This is a genomic window from Streptomyces sp. NBC_00989, assembly GCF_045162655.1.
Taxonomy (GTDB): Bacteria; Actinomycetota; Actinomycetes; order Streptomycetales; family Streptomycetaceae; genus Streptomyces.
The window spans coordinates 6603524-6621248 of the sequence record NZ_CP108728.1 but is presented as its reverse complement, the minus strand read 5'-3'; the positions used below and the strand labels follow the sequence as shown (position 1 = coordinate 6621248).

The following is a 17725-nucleotide window of genomic DNA, read 5'->3' as shown; positions in this document are numbered from 1 at the left end:
CGGGACGAGGAAAGTTACCGGCGGTACGACGTAGGGTGCGGGCGTGGCGGAGAAGGCAGAGCAGGCGGAGAAGCGCGAATACCGCATGGAGGAACTGGCCGAGGAGGCCGGCATCACGGTGCGCACCCTGCGCTTCTACCGTGAGCGCAAACTCATCCACCCGCCGCGCCGGGAAGGCCGTATCGCCTGGTACGACGAGACGCACCTGGCCCGCCTGCGCACGATCTCGGCGCTCCTGGAGCGCGGCCACACCCTCAACGGCATCGCGGAACTCGCCGAGGCCTTCGACCACGGCCGCAACGTCGGCGAACTGCTGGGGTTGGGTGCCCCCACCGAGGAGACCCCGGTCCGGCTCACCCCGGAAGCCCTCGCCGACTACTTCGGCGACCAGGCGACCCCGGAGAACTTCGCCGCCTCGCTCGAACTCGGCTACCTCGGCACCGACGGCGGCGAGATCGTCCACATCAGCCGCCGTCTCCTCGACGTCACGGCCGCGCTGGTCCGCGAGGGCATTCCTCTCGCCGACGTCCTCAGCGCGGGCCGCCGCGTCCGCGCCCACACGGACGCCCTCGCCGAACTCTTCACCGACCTGGTCATCACCGAGGGCCGCACGGCGGAGGACCTGCAACGGCTACGCCCGCTGGCGAAGAGCGTCGTAGAAGCGGAACTGTCGATGGCGATGGACCGCCGGCTCCAGGCCCGCGGCGGCCCGGAGCCTCAGAGGTCGTAGACCACCGTCACGGGCGCGTGGTCCGACCAGCGCTCGTCGTGCGTGGCCGCGCGCTCTACGTACCCCTTGACCGCCTTGGCGGCGAGGCCGGGCGTCGAGACGTGATAGTCGATCCGCCATCCGCTGTCGTTGTCGAAGGCCCGCCCCCGGTAGGACCACCAGGAGTACGGCCCGTCCACGTCCGGATGCAGGCCGCGTACGACATCGACGTACGCGCCGTCCGCCGCGTCGAAGACGCTGCCGAGCCACTCCCGCTCCTCGGGCAGGAAGCCGGAGTTCTTCTGGTTGGCGCGCCAGTTCTTGAGGTCGGCGGGCTGGTGGGCGATGTTCCAGTCGCCGCAGACGACGACCTCGCGCCCGTCGGCGGCGGCCCGCACGCGCAGCCCCTTGAGATAGGCGAGGAACTCGCCCATGAAACGGACCTTCTCGTCCTGCCGCTCGGTGCCGACCTCACCCGAGGGCAGGTACAGGCTGGCGACGGTGACGCCGGGCAGGTCGGCCTCGACGTAGCGGCCGCTGCCGTCGAACTCGGCCGACCCGAAGCCGACTTGGACACGGTCCGGCTCGCGGCGGGTGTAGAGGGAGACGCCGGCGCGGCCCTTGGCGGCGGCCGGGGCGTGCACGACGTGCCAGCCCTCGGGGGCGCGGACGTGTTCCGGCAGCTGCTGCGGCTCGGCTCGCACCTCCTGGAGGCAGAGCACATCGGCGGAGGTCTCCGCGAGCCACTCCACGAAGCCCTTCTTCGCGGCGGCCCGCAGTCCGTTCACATTGGCAGAGGTCACAGTGAGCACTCGGGCACAATACCGGCACACTGGACGGAGTCCAGATTCCCCCGCACAGACCTTCGCAGACCCTCCCTACGCATAGAAGTACGATGCTCGGCATGAATATACACCCTGTCCCGTTCGACCACCCCGACGCCGTCAAGCTGAACGACCAGGTCCAGGCGGAGTACCACGCCCGCTACGGCGACGGCGGCGACGCCACGACCCTGGACCCGTCGGACTTCACCCCGCCGAACGGCGTGTACCTCATCGCGTACGACGAACACGACGACCCCGTCGCCACCGGCGGCTGGCGCTCCCAGGACGCCAACGGCGAGGGCAACGAGGACGGCGACGCCGAACTCAAGCGCATGTACGTGATCGAGCAGGCCCGCGGCCTGGGCCTCGCCCGCCGCATGCTGGCCGCCCTGGAGGACAACGCCCGCACGGCCGGCCGCACCCGCATGGTCCTGGAAACCGGCACCAAGCAGCCGGAGGCCATCGCCCTCTACACGTCCAGCGGCTACGAGCCCTGCGTGAAGTTCGGCTACTACCGCTTCCACGACGACAGCAGGTGCTTCGCGAAGGCGCTGTGAGCTTTTACGGCTGCGGTGGCTCGGGCGGCTCCGGCGGCTCGGGTGGTTGGGGCGACTGGGGCGGCTCGGGTGGCCGGAGTGGCGCCCATGAGCCAAGCTGGAGCCCGGACGCGATCACTCCACGAGCCCAGTCGGACCCCTTCTTCGAGGCGAACGCCGCAGAACACCAAAGAGCCCCAACCGGATCAACCCGGTTGGGGCTCTCAGCTGCGGTGGACCTGTGGGGATTTGAACCCCAGACCCCCTCGATGCGAACGAGGTGCGCTACCAGACTGCGCCACAGGCCCTTGCAACGAGTGAAACTCTAGCATCCCCCTCAGGGTGCTTGGAAATCCGTTCCTTGGCTGGTCACTCGTTGGCCGCGCGGGGTCGTTCGCCGTCCTCGTACTGGTCGAACAGGGGGGTGCGGCCCCGCTCGCGGGCACGTCGGGCGGAGGCGGCGCGACGGGCGTCGGTGCGACCGTCCGCCGTCATCCTGTCCTCCGACGGGTCCTCCGCGTCCTCGTCCTGAGCGTCCCGGGCATCGCGGTCGTCGCGGGCACCGTGGTCGTCCCGTACGGCGGACCGCTCCTCGTGTTCCGGCGCCACGGAGCTGGACCGGGCCGAGCTCCACGCGTCCGGTGCCCCGAGGTCCACGTCGGACGTGGCGCGCGGCGCGACCGGCGCGGTGACGTACGTCGGCAGCGGTACCGGTACCGGGTCCCAACTGTCGCCCTGGCCGGGCCGACGCTGCCGCTCGCGCTGCTGGTCGACCCACTCGGCGTGGTCGGTCTGTTCGACGAGGGCGCGCCGGTCGGCGGCGAGTGCGGACAGCCCGGGGTCCGTCGCCGGTTCCGGGCCCTCCTCGGCGTCGTCGATCCCGGTGTCCACGGACGCGCGCCGACGCGGCTGACGCTCCCGCAGTCGCTGTGCGGCGACCTCGGCCTGACGCCGGTCCATCTGGTAGGCGAAGCGGCGGCGTTCCTGGGAGCGCAGGTAGGCGATGTACCCGCTGAGCAGGACCGCCGGGACGCCGGGCGCCCAGAGCAGGGCGAGCCCGCCGACCGCCGCGACGATCGTGCCGAGCGTGAAGGCGAGGAAGAGCATCACGGTGGTGCGTCTGCGGCGCGCGAGCACCTTCACACGCCGGGCGCGCGCTGCCGCGGCCTCCTCAGCGGGCGAACGCCGCGCGGCCGGGACGCGCTTGCGCGCAGGCGCGGACGAAGATGCGGACGCGGGTGCGGACTTGGGCTTGGGCGCCTGGGCCGGCGCGGAGGCTTGGTGGGACGCCGCCTTGGACGCCTGTTCACGCGCCTGTTCACGCGCCGGTTCGCGCTCGGGTTCGCGCGCCGATTCGCGCACCGCCCCGCGCTCCGGTTCTCGCGCCGCTTCCGGCCGGTCCTGGCTCTGCTGCCGGACGGGCGCGTGCACCTGGGGACGGGCCGGGGGCATGGCGAAGGCCCGGACGTCCACCGAGTCGGTGACGGCGTCCGGCACGACGGCGCTGGGCTCCCCCTCCTCGGCGGAGCGCGCCCGCAGGTCCTTGGCGTATCGGCGCTCCATTCCCGCCCGTCCGGACAGCAGCCGGATGGCGGTGCTGAAGCGTTCCGTCGGACGGGCCTCGTTCAGCTCGTCCTGCCTACGGAGCCACATCGGCACCAAGTAGGCGGCCCAGGCCCCGACAATGACTGCGTAGATGAGGCCGCTGCTGCTCACGCCTCACACGGTAGAGGGGTTTGCGTGAGGCCATCTGCCAATTGAGTCGGTGTGTCGCACGATCTGGCTGATATTTCGAGCTTTTTTTGTGATGGATGCGATCAACAGGCCGCCGAGTTGGCGAATTCATTGCCCCAAGGCGGTCATCCGTCGATCACTTTCGAACACTTATTCCATTTCCGGGCTTCGGGTCCAACGGGCTTGCCGCTATGCGGGATTGTCGTGCGGGGTGCTCCGGGAGCGTGCCCGCTGCCAGCGGGCCAGCAACCCCTCGGGCACCTCTTCCGCGGTGAGGGCGAAGACGAGGTGGTCGCGCCAGGCGCCGTCGATGTGGAGATAACGGGGCCTGAGCGCCTCCTCACGGAATCCGAGTTTCTCCACGACCCGGCGGCTCGGGCCGTTCTCCGGGCGAATGCAGACCTCGATGCGGTGCAGTCCCACGGCACGGAAACAGTGGTCGACGACGAGCGCCACGGATGTCGGCATCACGCCGCGCCCGGCCACCGATTCGTCCACCCAGTAGCCGATGTGGCCCGAGCACATCGAGCCCCAGGTGATCCCGGCGACCGTCAACTGCCCGACCAGGCGCCCCTGGTATTCGATGACGAACGGCAGCATCCGACCCGAGTTCGCCTCGGAGCGAAGATGCCGGACCATCTGCCGGTAGGTCGGCCTGTGCGCGATCGGTCCGCTGGGGGTGGGCGGCGGAATGGTCGCCTCCCAGGGGCGCAGCCAGTCCCGGTTGCGCCGGTTGACCTCGCGCCAGGCCCGCTGGTCGCGGAGTTTTATCGGCCTCAGGACGATGTCGCCGTCCACCAGCACGGCAGGCCAGGATGGGCTGTTCAGCTCGCACCCCCACTGGTGTCGGCGGGTCTGGGGTGATCGCCGCCTCGGATCTGGTCTACGGCGTGCGCCAGCAGGGGCTCCAGGACGGCGAGGCCGTCCCTCACCCCGCCGGTGGACCCCGGCAGGTTGACGATCAGTGTGCCCCGGGCGACTCCGGCCAGGCCCCGGGAGAGCGCCGAAGTCGGCACCTTCTCCCGGCCGTACGCCCGGATGGCCTCCGCGATGCCCGGCACCTCGTAGTCGATCACCGCGCGGGTCGCCTCGGGAGTGCGGTCGGTGGGCGAGACGCCGGTGCCGCCGGTGGTGACGACGGCGTCGTAACCGGCTTCTACGGCGGCCCGCAGCGCGGCCTCGACCGGGTCGCCGTCGGGGACCACCCGCGGCCCGTCGACAGCGAAGCCGAAGCCTTTGAGGCCGTCCGCGATCAAGGGGCCGCCCTTGTCCTCGTAGACCCCGGAGGCAGCGCGGTTGGAGGCGGTGACCACCAGTGCGCTGTACGGCGCGAGCAGCGCACCGCCGACCGAATCGTCGAGCGTCATGTCCGGCTCCAGTCGCCCGACTTGCCGCCCGTCTTCTCCTCCACGCGCACGTCCGTGATGACCGCTCCCTTGTCGACCGCCTTGACCATGTCGATCACGGTGAGCGCCGCGACGGAGACCGCGGTGAGCGCCTCCATCTCGACGCCCGTGCGGTCCGTCGTCTTCACGGTGGCCCGGATCCGTACGGCGTCGTCCGCGACCGACAGATCCAGTTTCACACCCGACACCGACAACGGGTGGCAGAGCGGGATCAGGTCCGGGGTGCGTTTGGCGCCCATGATCCCGGCGATGCGCGCGGTGGCCAGGGCGTCGCCCTTGGGGACCCCCTCGCCGCGCAGCAGTTCGACCACGCGGGGCGAGACGAGGACGCGTCCGCTGGCGGTGGCGGTGCGCGCGGTCACGTCCTTCGCGGACACGTCGACCATCCGGGCGGCGCCCGCGTCGTCGATGTGCGTGAGGCGGTCTTGCGCAAGGGGTCCGGGGGTTTCCCCCCGGAAAGGCTCAGTCATGCTGTGTGGCGCTCCCGGTCCGGGCGTGTTGTGCGCGACACGGTACCGCCAACTCGGAGTACTCAGCCGAGCAGGACCACCTGGACCTCGGTGCCGGGCTCCACGGACTCGACGTCCTCGGGAACGACGATCAGCGCGTCGGCGAGCGCGAGGGCCGCGACCAGGTGCGATCCGGCGCCCCCTACGGGGGTCACCTCGCCGTCGGTGTACGTCCCGCGCAGGAACTGTCGGCGGCCCTTCGGGGAGGTCAGCGCCTTGTCGGTGGTGAGGGTGGCCCGGATCGTCGGGCGGTGGACGTCGTCCAGGCCCATCAGGGCGCGGATCGCGGGCCGGACGAACAGCTCGAAGGAGACGTACGACGACACCGGGTTGCCGGGGAGGGCCAGCAGCGGGATGTGATCGGGGCCGATGGAGCCGAAGCCCTGGGGTTTGCCGGGCTGCATGGCGAGCTTGCGGAAGTCGATCCCGGCGCCCTCCTCGTCCTCGTCCGCCACGGAGGACAGCGCCTCCTTGACGACGTCGTACGCCCCGACGCTCACACCGCCGGTGGTGACCAGCAGGTCGGCGCGGACGAGCTGGTCGTCGATGGCGGAGCGGAGGATCTCGGCGTCGTCGGCGACGGCGCCCACCCGGTAGGCGATGGCTCCGGCGTCGCGGGCGGCGGCGGTGAGGGCGAAGCTGTTGGAGTCGTAGATCTGGCCGTCGCCCAACTGCTCGTCGGGCTGGACGAGTTCGCTGCCGGTGGACATGACGACCACGCGCGGGCGCGGGCGTACGCGGACCGTGCCGCGGCCGATCGCGGCGAGCAGGGCGATCTGCGGCGGGCCGAGGACCGTGCCGGCGTCCAGGGCGCGGTCGCCCGCCTTCACGTCGCTGCCCTTCGCGCGTACGTGCGCGCGTGCCTCGGCCGAGCGGTACACGTGCACGTGCCCGCCGGCGCTCTCGGGGGTCTGGCTGCGGGCCCGCATTCCGGTGACCGGGCCGCCGCCGAGGCCTCCGTCGGTCCACTCCACGGGGACGACGGCCTCGGCACCGGGCGGGAGTGGGGCGCCGGTCATGATGCGGGCCGTCTCGCCGGGGCCCACATGGAGCGGCTCGGCCTGGCCCGCCGCGACGTCGCCGATCACCGTCAGGACGGCCGGGAACTCCTCGCTCGCGCCCGCCACGTCCGTGACCCGCACCGCGTATCCGTCCATCGAGCTGTTGTCGAAGGGCGGGAGCGAGACCGGCACCGTGATGTCCTCGACCAGGACGCAGCCCTGGGCGTCGAGCAGTTGCAGCTCGATGGGTTCCAGGGGGCGGACGGTCGCGAGGATGTCCTCCAGGTGCTCGTCCACCGTCCAGAGGCGGTCGGGCCCTGCGGTGCGGTTCGCGGCGGTGCTCAACGTTGCTACATCTCCTCGGCTACGTAACTGCGAAGCCAGGCCCGGAAGTCCGGCCCCAGGTCTTCACGTTCGCACGCGAGTCTGACAATGGCACGCAGATAGTCGCCCCGGTCGCCGGTGTCATAGCGGCGGCCCTTGAAGACGACGCCGTGCACGGGACCGCCGACCTTCTCGTCGGTGGCCAACTGCTGGAGGGCGTCGGTGAGTTGGATCTCGCCGCCGCGGCCCGGCTCGGTCTTGCGCAGTATGCCGAAGATGTGGGGGTCGAGGACGTAGCGGCCGATGATCGCGTAGTTCGACGGGGCGTCGGCCGCGTCCGGCTTCTCGACCAGGCCGGTCACCTTGACGACGTCGTCGTCCGCGGTGGCCTCCACGGCCGCGCAGCCGTAGAGGTGGATCTGCTCGGGGGCCACCTCCATGAGCGCGACGACGCTGCCGCCGTGCTGCTCCTGGACCTCGACCATGCGCGCGAGGAGGGGATCACGGGGGTCGATCAGGTCATCACCGAGGAGGACGGCGAAGGGCTCGTGGCCGACGTGCGGGGCGGCGCACAGGACGGCGTGACCGAGGCCCTTGGGGTCGCCCTGGCGGACGTAGTGCATGGTCGCGAGGTCGCTGGACTCCTGGACCTTCGCGAGGCGGCTCGCGTCGCCCTTCTTCTGGAGGGCGGATTCGAGCTCGTAGTTGCGGTCGAAGTGGTCCTCCAGGGGGCGCTTGTTGCGTCCGGTGATCATGAGGACATCGTCGAGCCCAGCCGACGCGGCCTCTTCGACCACGTACTGGATCGCGGGCTTGTCCACGACCGGCAGCATCTCCTTGGGAGTTGCCTTCGTGGCCGGCAGGAACCTGGTGCCGAGACCGGCTGCGGGGATGACAGCCTTGCTGATCCTGGGGTGCGACTGAGTCATGCCCGAACCTTATCCGGTGCCTTTGTGGTGAATCTGTGGCTCCGGTTAAAACGCTCTCATATGAGCACATTAGGAAGGGTACGGGTGGGACCTGTGCGTCACCTAGGACGTGAAGCCGAGCCTGACAAGCGAATGTTGCGACGAGAGTTCCTCGCGGTGAGGAACAGGTTGACGGCCGATGACGTGCGGGAGGCCGCCGTCGCGCTCGCCGATCGCGCCCTGGAACTGCCGGAGTTGGCGCACGCGCGCACGGTGGCGGCATACGTCTCCGTCGGCAGCGAACCCGGAACGCTCGCGCTCCTGGACGCACTCCGCGCGCGGGACGTCGACGTCCTGCTCCCGGCGCTCCTCCCGGACAACGACCTGGACTGGGGCTCCTACGACGGCGAGGGCTCGCTCACACGGGTCCAACACGGCGGAAAGATGGCCCTGTTGGAGCCCTCCGGCGAGCGGCTCGGCCCGGACGCCGTGACCGCCGCCGACGTCGTCCTGCTGCCCGGCCTGGCGGTCGACGGGCGCGGGATGCGTCTGGGGCGCGGCGGGGGGTCGTACGACCGTGTGCTGGCGCGGCTGGAGCGGGCGGGCGTCCATCCCGCGCTGGTGGTGCTGCTGTACGACTCCGAGGTCGTCGGGCACGTCCCCGCGGAGGCGCACGACCGGCCGGTGCGGGCGGCGGTGACGCCCTCGGGTGTGCGGCGGTTCGCGGGGAACTGACGGGGAAGCGAAATGGCCCTCCACGCGTGCGTGGAGGGCCATTTCGGGTTGTTCGGTGTTCGATCGTTCAGCGAGTCACGGTTTCAGCACCAGGGTGTCGCTCGTGCTGTCGTCGACCGCCTTGGACGAGAACGACCAGGACAGCAGCTCGCCGTTGACCCACTTGCTGGTCTGGTCGGTGTAGTGCGCGCTGTAGGCGTGCCCGGAGGCTCCGGTGAGGTTGATCCACTTGGACTTGTCGAAGTCGTCCAGGTTGACCACCATGCGCATCGACGGCACCCAGACGACTCCGTAGCCGCCGGCCGCGTTCCAGCCGGTCGCGTTGACCGTGGCCTCGCCGCCGCTGAGCTTCCAGGGGCCACGGTTGAGGACGTACTGGACGATGCCGGGGCCGCTGGTGCCCAGGGTCTGGTTCTTCAGGAACAGGCGGTGCAGCCGGCCCCAGCTCCAGGTGTCGATGTCCTTGCCGAGCTTGGCGGTCAGCTCCCAGCGGGCGTCGATCATGGCGCGCTTGAACAGCTGGTTCATGTTGCTCGCCGCCGGGCGGTTGCCCGACGCGGAGGTCTTCCACCAGTCGCTGTTCGGGTCGTCCATGAGCTTGCGGACGACCTCGAACCAGCGGTCGCCGCCGTCCGGTTGGGCCTGGTCGGCGTCACGCTCGCCGCACTCGCGCACCTTCTGGTTGTCCTCGTCGGCGGGACCGGTGGTGTCGACCGGGGCGACGAACAGGCACTGGCCCTTGACCCGCAGCTCCTTGGGCAGCTTGTTGCCGAAGGCGAGCTTGAGGATGTTGCGCCACACCGAGTTGAAGTAGGCGGCCGCCGCCGAGTCGGCGTCCTGGGTGTAGTCCCAGCCCTCCAGGAGCTTCTGCGCCTCGCGCACGTCCGGGTCGGGCTCGTCGATCTTCAGCAGCTTGGGCACGAGCAGCTTGGCGATCTCGCTGCTGTCGTCGAGCTGCATCTGCCGCATGTCGTCGGTGGAGATCTTGCCGCCGCCGTCGATCTTCGACTGGATCAGATCGGTGATGCGCTGGCTTCGGGTGCCGTAGCCCCAGTCCGTGGTGAGCGTGTACGGGTACTTGTCCTTGTCGATCACGGCCTGGTTGGCGGTGACGATGTAGCCCCGCTTCGGGTTGTACTCGTACGGCAGGGCGGCCTGCGGGATGTAGCCGGTCCAGTCGTACTTGGAGTCCCAGCCGGGCACGGGCAGCGAACCGTCGCCCTTGCCGCGCACGGGGATCTTGCCGGGCAGCGTGTAGCCGATGTTGTTCTTGGTGTCGGCGTAGACGAGGTTCTGCGAGGGCACGTCGAACTTCGCGGACGCGGAGCGGAACTCGCTCCAGTCGGACGCCTTGTCGATGGCGAAGACGGCGTCCATGGTCGTGCCCGGGTCCTCGGCGGTCCAGCGCAGCGAGATGCCGTAGCCGTCGCCTCTGTCGGGGGCCGCGGTGTCGACGGCGGCCTTCTTGCCGACCTTCACGAGTTCGTCGTTGCGGTCGGACAGCAGCGGTCCGTTGTTGGTCTCCCGGACGACGATCTTCTTGGACGCGCCGCCGGCGACCTTGATGGTCTCCGTGCGAGTCGTGAAGGGCTTCGTCGTGCCGTCGTACAGGTAGCCGTCGCCGGAGAGCTTCTCCAGGTAGAGGTCGGTGACGTCGACCCCGGAGTTGGTCATGCCCCAGGCGATGTCCTGGTTGTGGCCGATGACGACGCCGGGCATGCCCGCGAAGGTGTAGCCGCTGACGTCGTACTGGCACTTGCTGGAGATCGCGCGGCAGTGCAGGCCCATCTGGTACCAGACGGACGGCAGCGACGCCTCCAGGTGCGGATCGTTGGCCAGGAGGGGCTTGCCGGTGATGGTGTTCTTCCCGGCGACGACCCACGAGTTGGAGCCGATGCCCTGGCCGTTCACGCCGACGGCCGTAGGAAGGTCGTCCAGGACGTTCGAGAGGCCCGCGAGCTGGCTCGTGAGGGCCGAACCGGACGAGGACGACGTCGAGCCCGTCGTGCCGCTCGTGGACGTGCCGGAGGAGCTGTCACCGCCGTCGAAGGTCTTGGTGTACTCGTCGTACTCGCCCTCGGTGACGATCGGCTGGTTGCGGCTGTACGGATAGTCCGGGTACAGGTCCGCGATCTGCTGGGGGCCGAGGCGGCTGGTCATCAGGGCGCGGTCGATCTCGTCCTTCATGTTGCCGCGCAGGTCCCAGGCCATCGCCTTGAGCCACGCGACCGAGTCGACCGGGGTCCACTTCTGGGGCTTGTAGTCGTTCTTGAAGCCGAGGGCCGCGTACTCCAGGGAGATGTCCTTGCCGTCCTTGCCCTGGAGGTAGGCATTGACCCCCTTGGCGTACGCCTGGAGGTACTTCTTCGTGGAGGCCGACAGCTTGGTGTCGTACTCCTTCTGGGCCACCCGGTCCCAGCCCAGGGTGCGCAGGAACTCGTCGTCCTTGACCTGGCTCTTGCCGAACATCTCGGACAGCCGCCCGGCGGTCATGTGCCGGCGCACGTCCATCTCGTAGAACCGGTCCTGCGCCTGGACGTAGCCCTGCGCCATGAACAGGTCCGCGTCGGAGGACGCGTAGATCTGCGGGATGCCGTAGCTGTCACGCTTGACGTCGACGGGCCCCGACAGGCCCTCGAGCGTGATCGAACCCGTGGTCTGCGGCAGGGAGGCACGGACCGTGCTGACGGACCAGTACGCGCCGTAGGCGATGCCCCCGATGATGGCCATTACCAGAACAAGCACCAGTAGACGGGCTTTGCGCCCCTTTTTCCTGCCGGACTTGCCGGGCTTATGACCCGATGAGGCGGTGGTGTTGGGGGGCATCGCTGTCCTTGCTGTCCTAACGCGAGCGGCAGGGCGGGCTGTGCTTTTGACTGAGCGCTGGAGCAACCATAGGCGCAGGGTCCCGAGCGACTTGACGCGGAGTCGGGTACCGACGCGGACGGGCGTTCGATCTTGCCTCGCGAAGTGTCAAGAAAGCGTCAAGAGTTAGGTAAGGTAACGAAGTACTTGGATGCTTGGCGCCGCAGCCTCGCGTCCCCTGTACATGTGCTGTCGCCCTGTACGCGCGTCAGCCGAGGAAGGGAAGGCCACTGACTGTCCACCACCTCGACCAGCTCCTGCTCGTCTGCTCGCTCGTCCTGCTCGTCGCCGTCGCGGCGGTCCGGATCTCCTCGCGCAGCGGGCTCCCCAGCCTGCTCGTGTACCTGGGGATCGGCGTCGCCATGGGCCAGGACGGCGTCGGCGACATCCACTTCGACAACGCCGAGCTGACCCAGGTCATCGGGTACGCGGCCCTGGTCGTGATCCTGGCCGAGGGCGGCCTCGGCACGAAGTGGAAAGAGGTCAGGCCGGTCCTGTCGTCCGCGGCCACGCTGGCGCTGGCAGGGGTGGCGGTGAGCGTCGGCGTCACGGCCGCTGGCGCGCACTATCTGGTCGGACTGGAGTGGCGGCAGGCGCTCATCATCGGGGCGGTGGTGTCCTCGACGGACGCGGCGGCGGTCTTCTCCGTGCTGCGCCGGATCCCCCTCCCCGCGCGCGTGACGGGCACGCTGGAGGCCGAGTCCGGCTTCAACGACGCCCCGGTGGTCATCCTGGTCGTCGCCTTCTCCACCGCGGGCCCCGTCGAGCACTGGTACCTGCTGGTGGCCGAGATAGCCCTGGAGCTGGCCATCGGCGCGGCCATCGGCCTCGCGGTGGGCTGGCTCGGCTCCTGGGGGATGCGGCACGTGGCCCTGCCCGCCTCCGGCCTCTACCCGATCGCCGTCATGGCGATCGCGCTCACCGCGTACGCCACGGGCGCCCTGGCGCACGGCAGCGGCTTCCTGGCGGTCTATCTCGCGTCGATGGTGCTCGGCAACGCCAAGCTGCCCCACTGGCCCGCCACACGCGGTTTCGCCGACGGGCTCGGCTGGATCGCCCAGATCGGCATGTTCGTCCTGCTCGGCCTGCTGGTCACCCCGCACGAGCTGGGGGACGACGTCTGGCCCGCGCTCCTCATCGGCCTGGTGCTGACGATGGTGGCCCGGCCGCTCAGCGTGGTGGTCAGCCTCACGCCGTTCCGCGTGCCCTGGCAGGAGCAGACCCTCATGTCCTGGGCCGGACTGCGCGGCGCCGTGCCCATCATCCTGGCGACCATCCCCATGGTGAACGGCGTGGCCGGCAGCCGCCGCATCTTCAACATCGTCTTCGTCCTGGTCGTCGTCTACACCCTCATCCAGGGGCCGACGCTGCCCTGGCTGGCGCGCAAACTGAAGCTCGGCGAGGGCCCGGAGGCCGCCGACCTCGGCATCGAATCGGCGCCCCTGGAGCGGCTGCGCGGGCATCTGCTGTCGGTCGCGATCCCCGAGGAGTCGAAGATGCACGGCGTCGAGGTCAACGAGCTCAGGCTGCCGGCCGGGGCCGCGGTCACCCTCGTCGTACGCGACGGAAAATCGTTTGTCCCGCTGCCCTCGACGGTCCTGCGGCGCGGCGACGAACTCCTCGTGGTCGCCACGGACCCGGTCCGGGACGCGGCGGAGCAGCGGCTGCGCGCGGTGGGCCACGGCGGCAAGCTGGCGGGGTGGCTGGGCACGGACGGCGCCGGCGCCAGTCGTTAAGGGCACGTTTCGTACGGTTCACATGTTCACCAATCACAGGTGAACGCGCGCGTGGTGCCCGTTTTCACAGGCTCACCGGGTCTGATCACCTGTACGATGAAGGCACATTCTGATCGAACCAACTCTGCCTGACGCAGTGCTGGCGCGACCGTATGGCGGCCGAATCCCTCTCCGCGTGGGCACCGGTATCTACCGCAGTTCCGCGCAAGAGGACAGTGCTCGGCGCCCCCGCACAGGGCGCGCTACCAGGTGGCAGAAAGGCACGGGCCGTGGCATCCACGGTCACCTCCCGCCCGGGATACGGACAGTTGCTGCGCACGCGTGGCGCTTGGACGTTCCTGCTCCCCGGCTTCGCGGCACGCCAGCCGTTCGCGATGCTCACCATCTCCATCGTGCTGCTCGTACAGCACACCACCGGCTCCTACGGCGCGGCGGGCGCCGCCGCGGCCGTCACCGGCGTCTCCATGGCCCTGTTCGCGCCCTACAGCGGACGGCTGGCCGACCGCCACGGGCAGCGGGCCGTCCTGCTCCCCGGTGTCCTGGTGCACACCCTGTCGGGTCTGACGTTCACGGCCCTCGCGCTCGGCCACGCGCCCCTGTGGGCGCTGTTCGTGGCGGCCGTGCCGACCGGCGCCTCGGTGCCGCAGATCGGGCCCATGGTGCGCGCCCGTTGGGGCGTGAAGCTCCAGGACTCCCCGCTGCTGAGCACCGCCGCGGCCTTCGAGTCGGTCACCGACGAACTGACCTTCGTCTTCGGCCCGTTGCTGGCGACCGCCCTGTGCACCGCCGTGAACCCGGCCGCGGGCCTGATCACGGAGGCGGGGCTCACCCTGATCGGCGGCCTGCTGTTCGCCGCCCAGAAGAGCACCCAGCCCACGGTGGCCCTCGTCGGGCACGCACGCGTGCAACACGTTTCCGCACTGAGCATCCCCGGGGTGCGCGTGCTGATCGTGACCTTCCTGGGCATCGGTTCCGTCTTCGGCGGAATGCAGGTCTCCCTGGCCGCCTTCAGCGAGTCGATCGGCGAACCCGGCCTGAACGGCGTCCTCTACGGCACCTTCGCCGCCGGCAACATGCTCTCCGGTCTCGTCTGCGGCGCCGTCGCCTGGAAGATCGCCCCGCAACGCCGCCTCCTCGTCGGCTACGCGGCCCTCGCGCTGACCGCGTCCGCCCTGTGGACGGCCCACTCGGCGCTGCTGCTGGCCGGCCTCGGTCTCCTGGTCGGCATGTGCATCGCGCCCGCCCTGATCACCGGCTACACGCTGGTCGAGGGGCTCGTCCCGGCCGGCGCCCGCACCGAGGCGTTCACCTGGCTGACCGGCGCGGTCGCCCTCGGCCAGGCCGCGGCCGTCACGGTCGCCGGACAGCTGGAGGACCGCCTGTGGGGCGGCGCCGGTTTCCTGGTCCCGATGGCCGGTACGGTGCTCGCCCTGGGGACCCTGATCGCACTCCGGTCGCACCTCGCGACCCGGCCCCGCAGCCGCACCGTCGCACGTGGCGTCGGTCACCGCGTGCCGGTGGCAGTGGACTGATCCCCGGGAATACGTCACTATGGACGCTCGTTAGCACTCATTGAGTGAGAGTGCCAGGAGGAAGACAACAGTGCCGACCTACCAGTATCAGTGCACCGAGTGCGGCGAGGGCCTCGAGGCGGTGCAGAAGTTCACCGACGACGCCCTGACCGAGTGCCCCAATTGCGGTGGCCGCCTGAAGAAGGTGTACTCCGCGGTCGGCATTGTCTTCAAGGGCTCCGGTTTCTACCGGAACGACAGCCGCGGCTCCTCGTCGAGCAGCTCGCCGGCCACCGCGAAGCCGTCGACGTCCTCGGACTCGAAGCCGTCCACCTCCTCGACGTCGTCGTCCTCCTCGGACTCGAAGTCGTCGAGCTCGGGCTCCTCGTCCGGCAGTAGCAGCTCCGCCGCGTAGGACTTTTCCGCGGGACCCTGTCGTCGTACGACGACAGGGTCTTCAGGGTTTTCAGAGCCGCTTCCTCCGCCTTTTCGACGGCGGCTAGGGTGCTGGCCATGGCGAACGCAGAGATCGGCGTAATCGGTGGCTCCGGGTTCTACTCGTTCCTCGACGACGTGACCGAGATCCAGGTGGACACCCCCTACGGACCGCCCAGCGACTCCCTCTTCCTCGGCGAGATCGCCGGCAGGCGGGTCGCGTTCCTGCCCCGGCACGGGCGCGGCCACCATCTGCCGCCGCACCGCATCAACTACCGGGCGAACCTGTGGGCGTTGCGCTCCGTCGGCGTGCGCCAGGTCCTCGGCCCGTGCGCGGTGGGCGGGCTGCGCCCCGAGTACGGGCCGGGCACGCTGCTGGTGCCGGACCAACTCGTGGACCGTACGAAGTCCCGGACGGGCACCTACTTCGACGGACTCCCGCTGCCCGGCGGCGCGGTGCCCAACGTGGTGCACGTGTCCCTGGCCGACCCCTACTGCCCCACCGGCCGGGCGGCCGCGCTGAAGGCAGCGCGCGGGCGGGACTGGGAACCGGTGGACGGCGGCACGCTCGTGGTGATCGAGGGCCCGCGCTTCTCGACCCGCGCCGAGTCCCTGTGGCACCAGGCGCAGGGCTGGTCGGTGGTCGGCATGACCGGCCACCCCGAGGCGACGCTCGCCCGTGAACTGGAGCTCTGCTACTCCTCGTTGACCCTGGTCACCGACCTCGACGCGGGCGCCGAGACCGGCGAGGGCGTCTCCCACGACGAGGTGCTGCGGGTGTTCGCGGCCAACGTGGACCGGCTGCGGGGCGTGCTGTTCGACACGGTGGCGGCGCTGCCGGAGAGCGGGGCACGGGACTGCCTGTGCGCGAACGCGCTGGGCGGGATGGATCCGGGCTTCGAGCTGCCGTAACCCTCGCACTGGGCGGGGCGGCGAGAGCTTCCAGGCCGCGGAACGTCCCGTTCGGGTGAGGGAGTTGTCCACAACTGGCGGGTAACACACGGGCTCCGGCAGGCCTCCGCGGATTGCCGCATCGTGGGACCGCAAGCCGATCCCTCGTCGCAGGTGGTGGTCCACATGTCCTTCTCCCCCTCCCCTCCGTCCTTTCCCGGCCCGTTGGGCACCGATTCCTTTCCGCGCCCGTTGGGCACCGACGCTCCGCCCACGTGCGAGGTGCCGCACTTCGCGCCGGTGCGGGTGCGCGGCGGGCGCTACCAACTGCGCGGGCTGCTACGGCACCGGAGGCGGGCCGTGGCCGCGGGGCTCGCGCTGACCGCGGCCGCCCTCGTGGCGGCGGGCCCGCGTGATGCGGCGGAGACGCGGCACGGTGAGCGGCCCCGCGGGCATCCGGTGGTGGATCCGGTACGCCAACGCCGGGCGGTCGAGCGGGTGTCGGCGCCGGTGCGGATCGCCGACGCCGGTACGGTCCGGCTGTTGCGGGCCGGCGACCGGGTCGACGTGATCGCCGCAGAGGAATCGGCGGCGGGCGGTGACGCTCACGTGGTCGCGCGCGGGGCGCGGGTGACGAAGGTGCCCGAGCCGCTCGAAGTGGCGGACGGCGGCGGGGCGTTGGTGGTGCTGTCGGTGCCGCGCTCCACGGCGGCACGGCTGGCCGGCGCGAGCGTCACGGCACGGTTGGCGGTGACACTGTGGTGAACCGTGCGCTACGTGTCGTGGTCAGGGCCTTCCGTCGCCTGTGCGAATTCGTGTCAAGTCCCTCGTTCGAGTTACTGAATTGGACAGGGCGGCCGGGCCTTGACGTAGGTTGCGGAGCTGTTGGTTCCACACCCTGCACGTGCGAGAAGAGGCTCCGAGTTGAGCGAGAAGAAGAAGGAATCGGGCGTCTGGCAGGGCTTCAAGGCCTTCCTGACGCGCGGGAACGTCGTCGATCTGGCAGTCGCGGTCGTCATCGGCGCCGCCTTCACGAACATCGTCAACTCGGTGGTGAAGGGGATCATCAACCCGCTCGTCGGGGCGATCGGCACACAGAACCTGGACACCTACAGCTCGTGCCTGAGCAGCAGTTGCTCGGGCGACAAGGGCATCCAGCTGATGTGGGGCTCCGTCCTGGGAGCCGCCCTCAGCTTCGTGATCACCGCGGCAGTCGTCTACTTCCTGATGGTCCTGCCGATGTCGAAGTACCTGGCACGCGCGGAGGCCCAGCGCAAGGCCAAGGAGGGCACGCAGGAGGTCATCGAGATCACCGAGCTGGAGGTGCTCAAGGAGATCCGCGACGCGCTGGTCGCGCAGCGCGGCGAGGGGCACCGGGAGCCGTAGCCGACGGCTCAGATGTGGTGGGGCGGCTTCTCGTCGAGGAAGCGCTTCAGGTCGGCCGCGCTGTCACCCTCGGGCCGCTCGCCCCACCCACTGTCCGTGTCGTCCGAGGACGGCCGGCTCAGCGGGTCGTCGAAGACCAGCGCGGGCTTCGGATCGCGCGGCGCGGAGGCGGGGACGGTACTCATGCCTCCAGGGTACGGCCCCCGGCGGACGTT

General features: G+C 70.1%; 18 protein-coding genes and 1 tRNA gene. 9 read left to right on the top strand and 10 right to left on the bottom strand.

Annotation, left to right across the window (positions count from 1 at the left end; all coding sequences use genetic code 11):
- The first annotated feature begins 85 nt into the window (after positions 1–85).
- Positions 86–730, top strand: coding sequence for a MerR family transcriptional regulator (locus tag OG714_RS29490; protein ID WP_406131999.1), 645 nt, complete (start codon positions 86–88; stop codon positions 728–730).
- Here the strand turns inward: OG714_RS29490 and OG714_RS29485 are convergent.
- Positions 718–1521, bottom strand: a complete 804-nt coding sequence (locus tag OG714_RS29485; RefSeq protein ID WP_406125479.1) for an exodeoxyribonuclease III — start codon at positions 1519–1521, stop codon at positions 718–720. The genes OG714_RS29490 and OG714_RS29485 overlap by 13 nt on opposite strands.
- Positions 1522–1613: 92 nt before the next feature.
- Here OG714_RS29485 and OG714_RS29480 point away from each other — a divergent pair, with 92 nt between their 5' ends.
- Positions 1614–2090 carry a GNAT family N-acetyltransferase gene (locus OG714_RS29480; RefSeq protein WP_406125477.1) on the top strand — a complete coding sequence of 159 codons (477 nt, stop codon included), beginning with the start codon at positions 1614–1616 and terminating at the stop codon, positions 2088–2090.
- A gap of 213 nt (positions 2091–2303) precedes the next feature.
- Here OG714_RS29480 and OG714_RS29475 read toward each other — a convergent pair.
- From OG714_RS29475 to galU, 7 genes are all read right to left on the bottom strand, one after another.
- Positions 2304–2377 (bottom strand) — tRNA-Ala (locus OG714_RS29475).
- 61 nt (positions 2378–2438) lie between these two features.
- On the bottom strand, positions 2439–3785 hold the full coding sequence (gene glpR / locus OG714_RS29470; protein WP_406125475.1) for a gephyrin-like molybdotransferase receptor GlpR: 1347 nt from the start codon (positions 3783–3785) through the stop codon (positions 2439–2441).
- Positions 3786–3992: 207 nt separating this feature from the next.
- On the bottom strand, positions 3993–4607 hold the full coding sequence (locus OG714_RS29465; protein ID WP_403980388.1) for a GNAT family N-acetyltransferase: 615 nt from the start codon (positions 4605–4607) through the stop codon (positions 3993–3995).
- Between the two features lie 20 nt (positions 4608–4627).
- Complete coding sequence (locus OG714_RS29460) at positions 4628–5170, bottom strand: molybdenum cofactor biosynthesis protein B (RefSeq protein ID WP_406125473.1); 543 nt, start codon at positions 5168–5170, stop codon at positions 4628–4630.
- Complete coding sequence (moaC, locus tag OG714_RS29455) at positions 5167–5679, bottom strand: cyclic pyranopterin monophosphate synthase MoaC (RefSeq protein ID WP_406125471.1); 513 nt, start codon at positions 5677–5679, stop codon at positions 5167–5169. The genes OG714_RS29460 and moaC overlap by 4 nt, the downstream gene beginning before the upstream one ends.
- A 62-nt stretch (positions 5680–5741) precedes the next feature.
- Positions 5742–7064, bottom strand: coding sequence for a gephyrin-like molybdotransferase Glp (glp, locus tag OG714_RS29450; protein ID WP_406125470.1), 1323 nt, complete (start codon positions 7062–7064; stop codon positions 5742–5744).
- A gap of 5 nt (positions 7065–7069) precedes the next feature.
- Complete coding sequence (galU, locus tag OG714_RS29445; protein WP_406125469.1) at positions 7070–7972, bottom strand: UTP--glucose-1-phosphate uridylyltransferase GalU; 903 nt, start codon at positions 7970–7972, stop codon at positions 7070–7072.
- 132 nt (positions 7973–8104) lie between these two features.
- On the opposite strand from galU, the gene OG714_RS29440 reads away from it, so the two are divergent.
- Positions 8105–8686: a 5-formyltetrahydrofolate cyclo-ligase gene (locus OG714_RS29440; protein ID WP_406125467.1), complete on the top strand. Its 582-nt coding sequence runs from the start codon at positions 8105–8107 to the stop codon at positions 8684–8686.
- Between the two features lie 75 nt (positions 8687–8761).
- On the opposite strand, the gene OG714_RS29435 is transcribed toward OG714_RS29440, so the two are convergent.
- On the bottom strand, positions 8762–11512 hold the full coding sequence (locus tag OG714_RS29435; RefSeq protein ID WP_406125466.1) for a penicillin acylase family protein: 2751 nt from the start codon (positions 11510–11512) through the stop codon (positions 8762–8764).
- Between the two features lie 194 nt (positions 11513–11706).
- On the opposite strand from OG714_RS29435, the gene OG714_RS29430 reads away from it, so the two are divergent.
- The 6 genes from OG714_RS29430 to mscL all read left to right on the top strand — a co-directional run bounded on the left by OG714_RS29430 (position 11707) and on the right by mscL (position 17510).
- Positions 11707–13287, top strand: a complete 1581-nt coding sequence (locus OG714_RS29430) for a potassium/proton antiporter (protein WP_406125464.1) — start codon at positions 11707–11709, stop codon at positions 13285–13287.
- 269 nt (positions 13288–13556) lie between these two features.
- Entirely contained in the window at positions 13557–14819 is a 1263-nt protein-coding gene (locus tag OG714_RS29425; RefSeq protein ID WP_406125462.1) for an MFS transporter, read from the top strand.
- A 70-nt stretch (positions 14820–14889) separates the two neighbouring features.
- Positions 14890–15213, top strand: a complete 324-nt coding sequence (locus OG714_RS29420; RefSeq protein ID WP_406125460.1) for an FmdB family zinc ribbon protein — start codon at positions 14890–14892, stop codon at positions 15211–15213.
- A 98-nt stretch (positions 15214–15311) separates the two neighbouring features.
- Positions 15312–16145, top strand: coding sequence for an S-methyl-5'-thioadenosine phosphorylase (locus OG714_RS29415; protein ID WP_406125458.1), 834 nt, complete (start codon positions 15312–15314; stop codon positions 16143–16145).
- A 165-nt stretch (positions 16146–16310) separates the two neighbouring features.
- Complete coding sequence (locus tag OG714_RS29410) at positions 16311–16889, top strand: hypothetical protein (protein ID WP_406125456.1); 579 nt, start codon at positions 16311–16313, stop codon at positions 16887–16889.
- 159 nt (positions 16890–17048) lie between these two features.
- Positions 17049–17510, top strand: coding sequence for a large conductance mechanosensitive channel protein MscL (gene mscL / locus OG714_RS29405; RefSeq protein WP_366496910.1), 462 nt, complete (start codon positions 17049–17051; stop codon positions 17508–17510).
- A gap of 8 nt (positions 17511–17518) precedes the next feature.
- Here mscL and OG714_RS29400 read toward each other — a convergent pair whose 3' ends face one another.
- A complete protein-coding gene (locus tag OG714_RS29400; protein ID WP_406125454.1) occupies positions 17519–17695 on the bottom strand; it encodes a hypothetical protein in 177 nt (58 codons plus the stop codon).
- Between the last annotated feature and the right edge of the window lie 30 nt (positions 17696–17725).

Coding starts and splice junctions, on each gene's coding strand:
- OG714_RS29490 (WP_406131999.1), top strand. CDS start 86: ATGGAGGAACTGGCCGAGGAGGCCGGCATCACGGTGCGCACCCTGCGC.
- OG714_RS29480 (WP_406125477.1), top strand. CDS start 1,614: ATGAATATACACCCTGTCCCGTTCGACCACCCCGACGCCGTCAAGCTG.
- OG714_RS29460 (WP_406125473.1), bottom strand. CDS start 5,170: ATGACGCTCGACGATTCGGTCGGCGGTGCGCTGCTCGCGCCGTACAGC.
- moaC (WP_406125471.1), bottom strand. CDS start 5,679: ATGACTGAGCCTTTCCGGGGGGAAACCCCCGGACCCCTTGCGCAAGAC.
- galU (WP_406125469.1), bottom strand. CDS start 7,972: ATGACTCAGTCGCACCCCAGGATCAGCAAGGCTGTCATCCCCGCAGCC.
- OG714_RS29440 (WP_406125467.1), top strand. CDS start 8,105: ATGTTGCGACGAGAGTTCCTCGCGGTGAGGAACAGGTTGACGGCCGAT.
- OG714_RS29435 (WP_406125466.1), bottom strand. CDS start 11,512: ATGCCCCCCAACACCACCGCCTCATCGGGTCATAAGCCCGGCAAGTCC.
- OG714_RS29415 (WP_406125458.1), top strand. CDS start 15,312: ATGGCGAACGCAGAGATCGGCGTAATCGGTGGCTCCGGGTTCTACTCG.
- OG714_RS29410 (WP_406125456.1), top strand. CDS start 16,311: ATGTCCTTCTCCCCCTCCCCTCCGTCCTTTCCCGGCCCGTTGGGCACC.
- OG714_RS29400 (WP_406125454.1), bottom strand. CDS start 17,695: ATGAGTACCGTCCCCGCCTCCGCGCCGCGCGATCCGAAGCCCGCGCTG.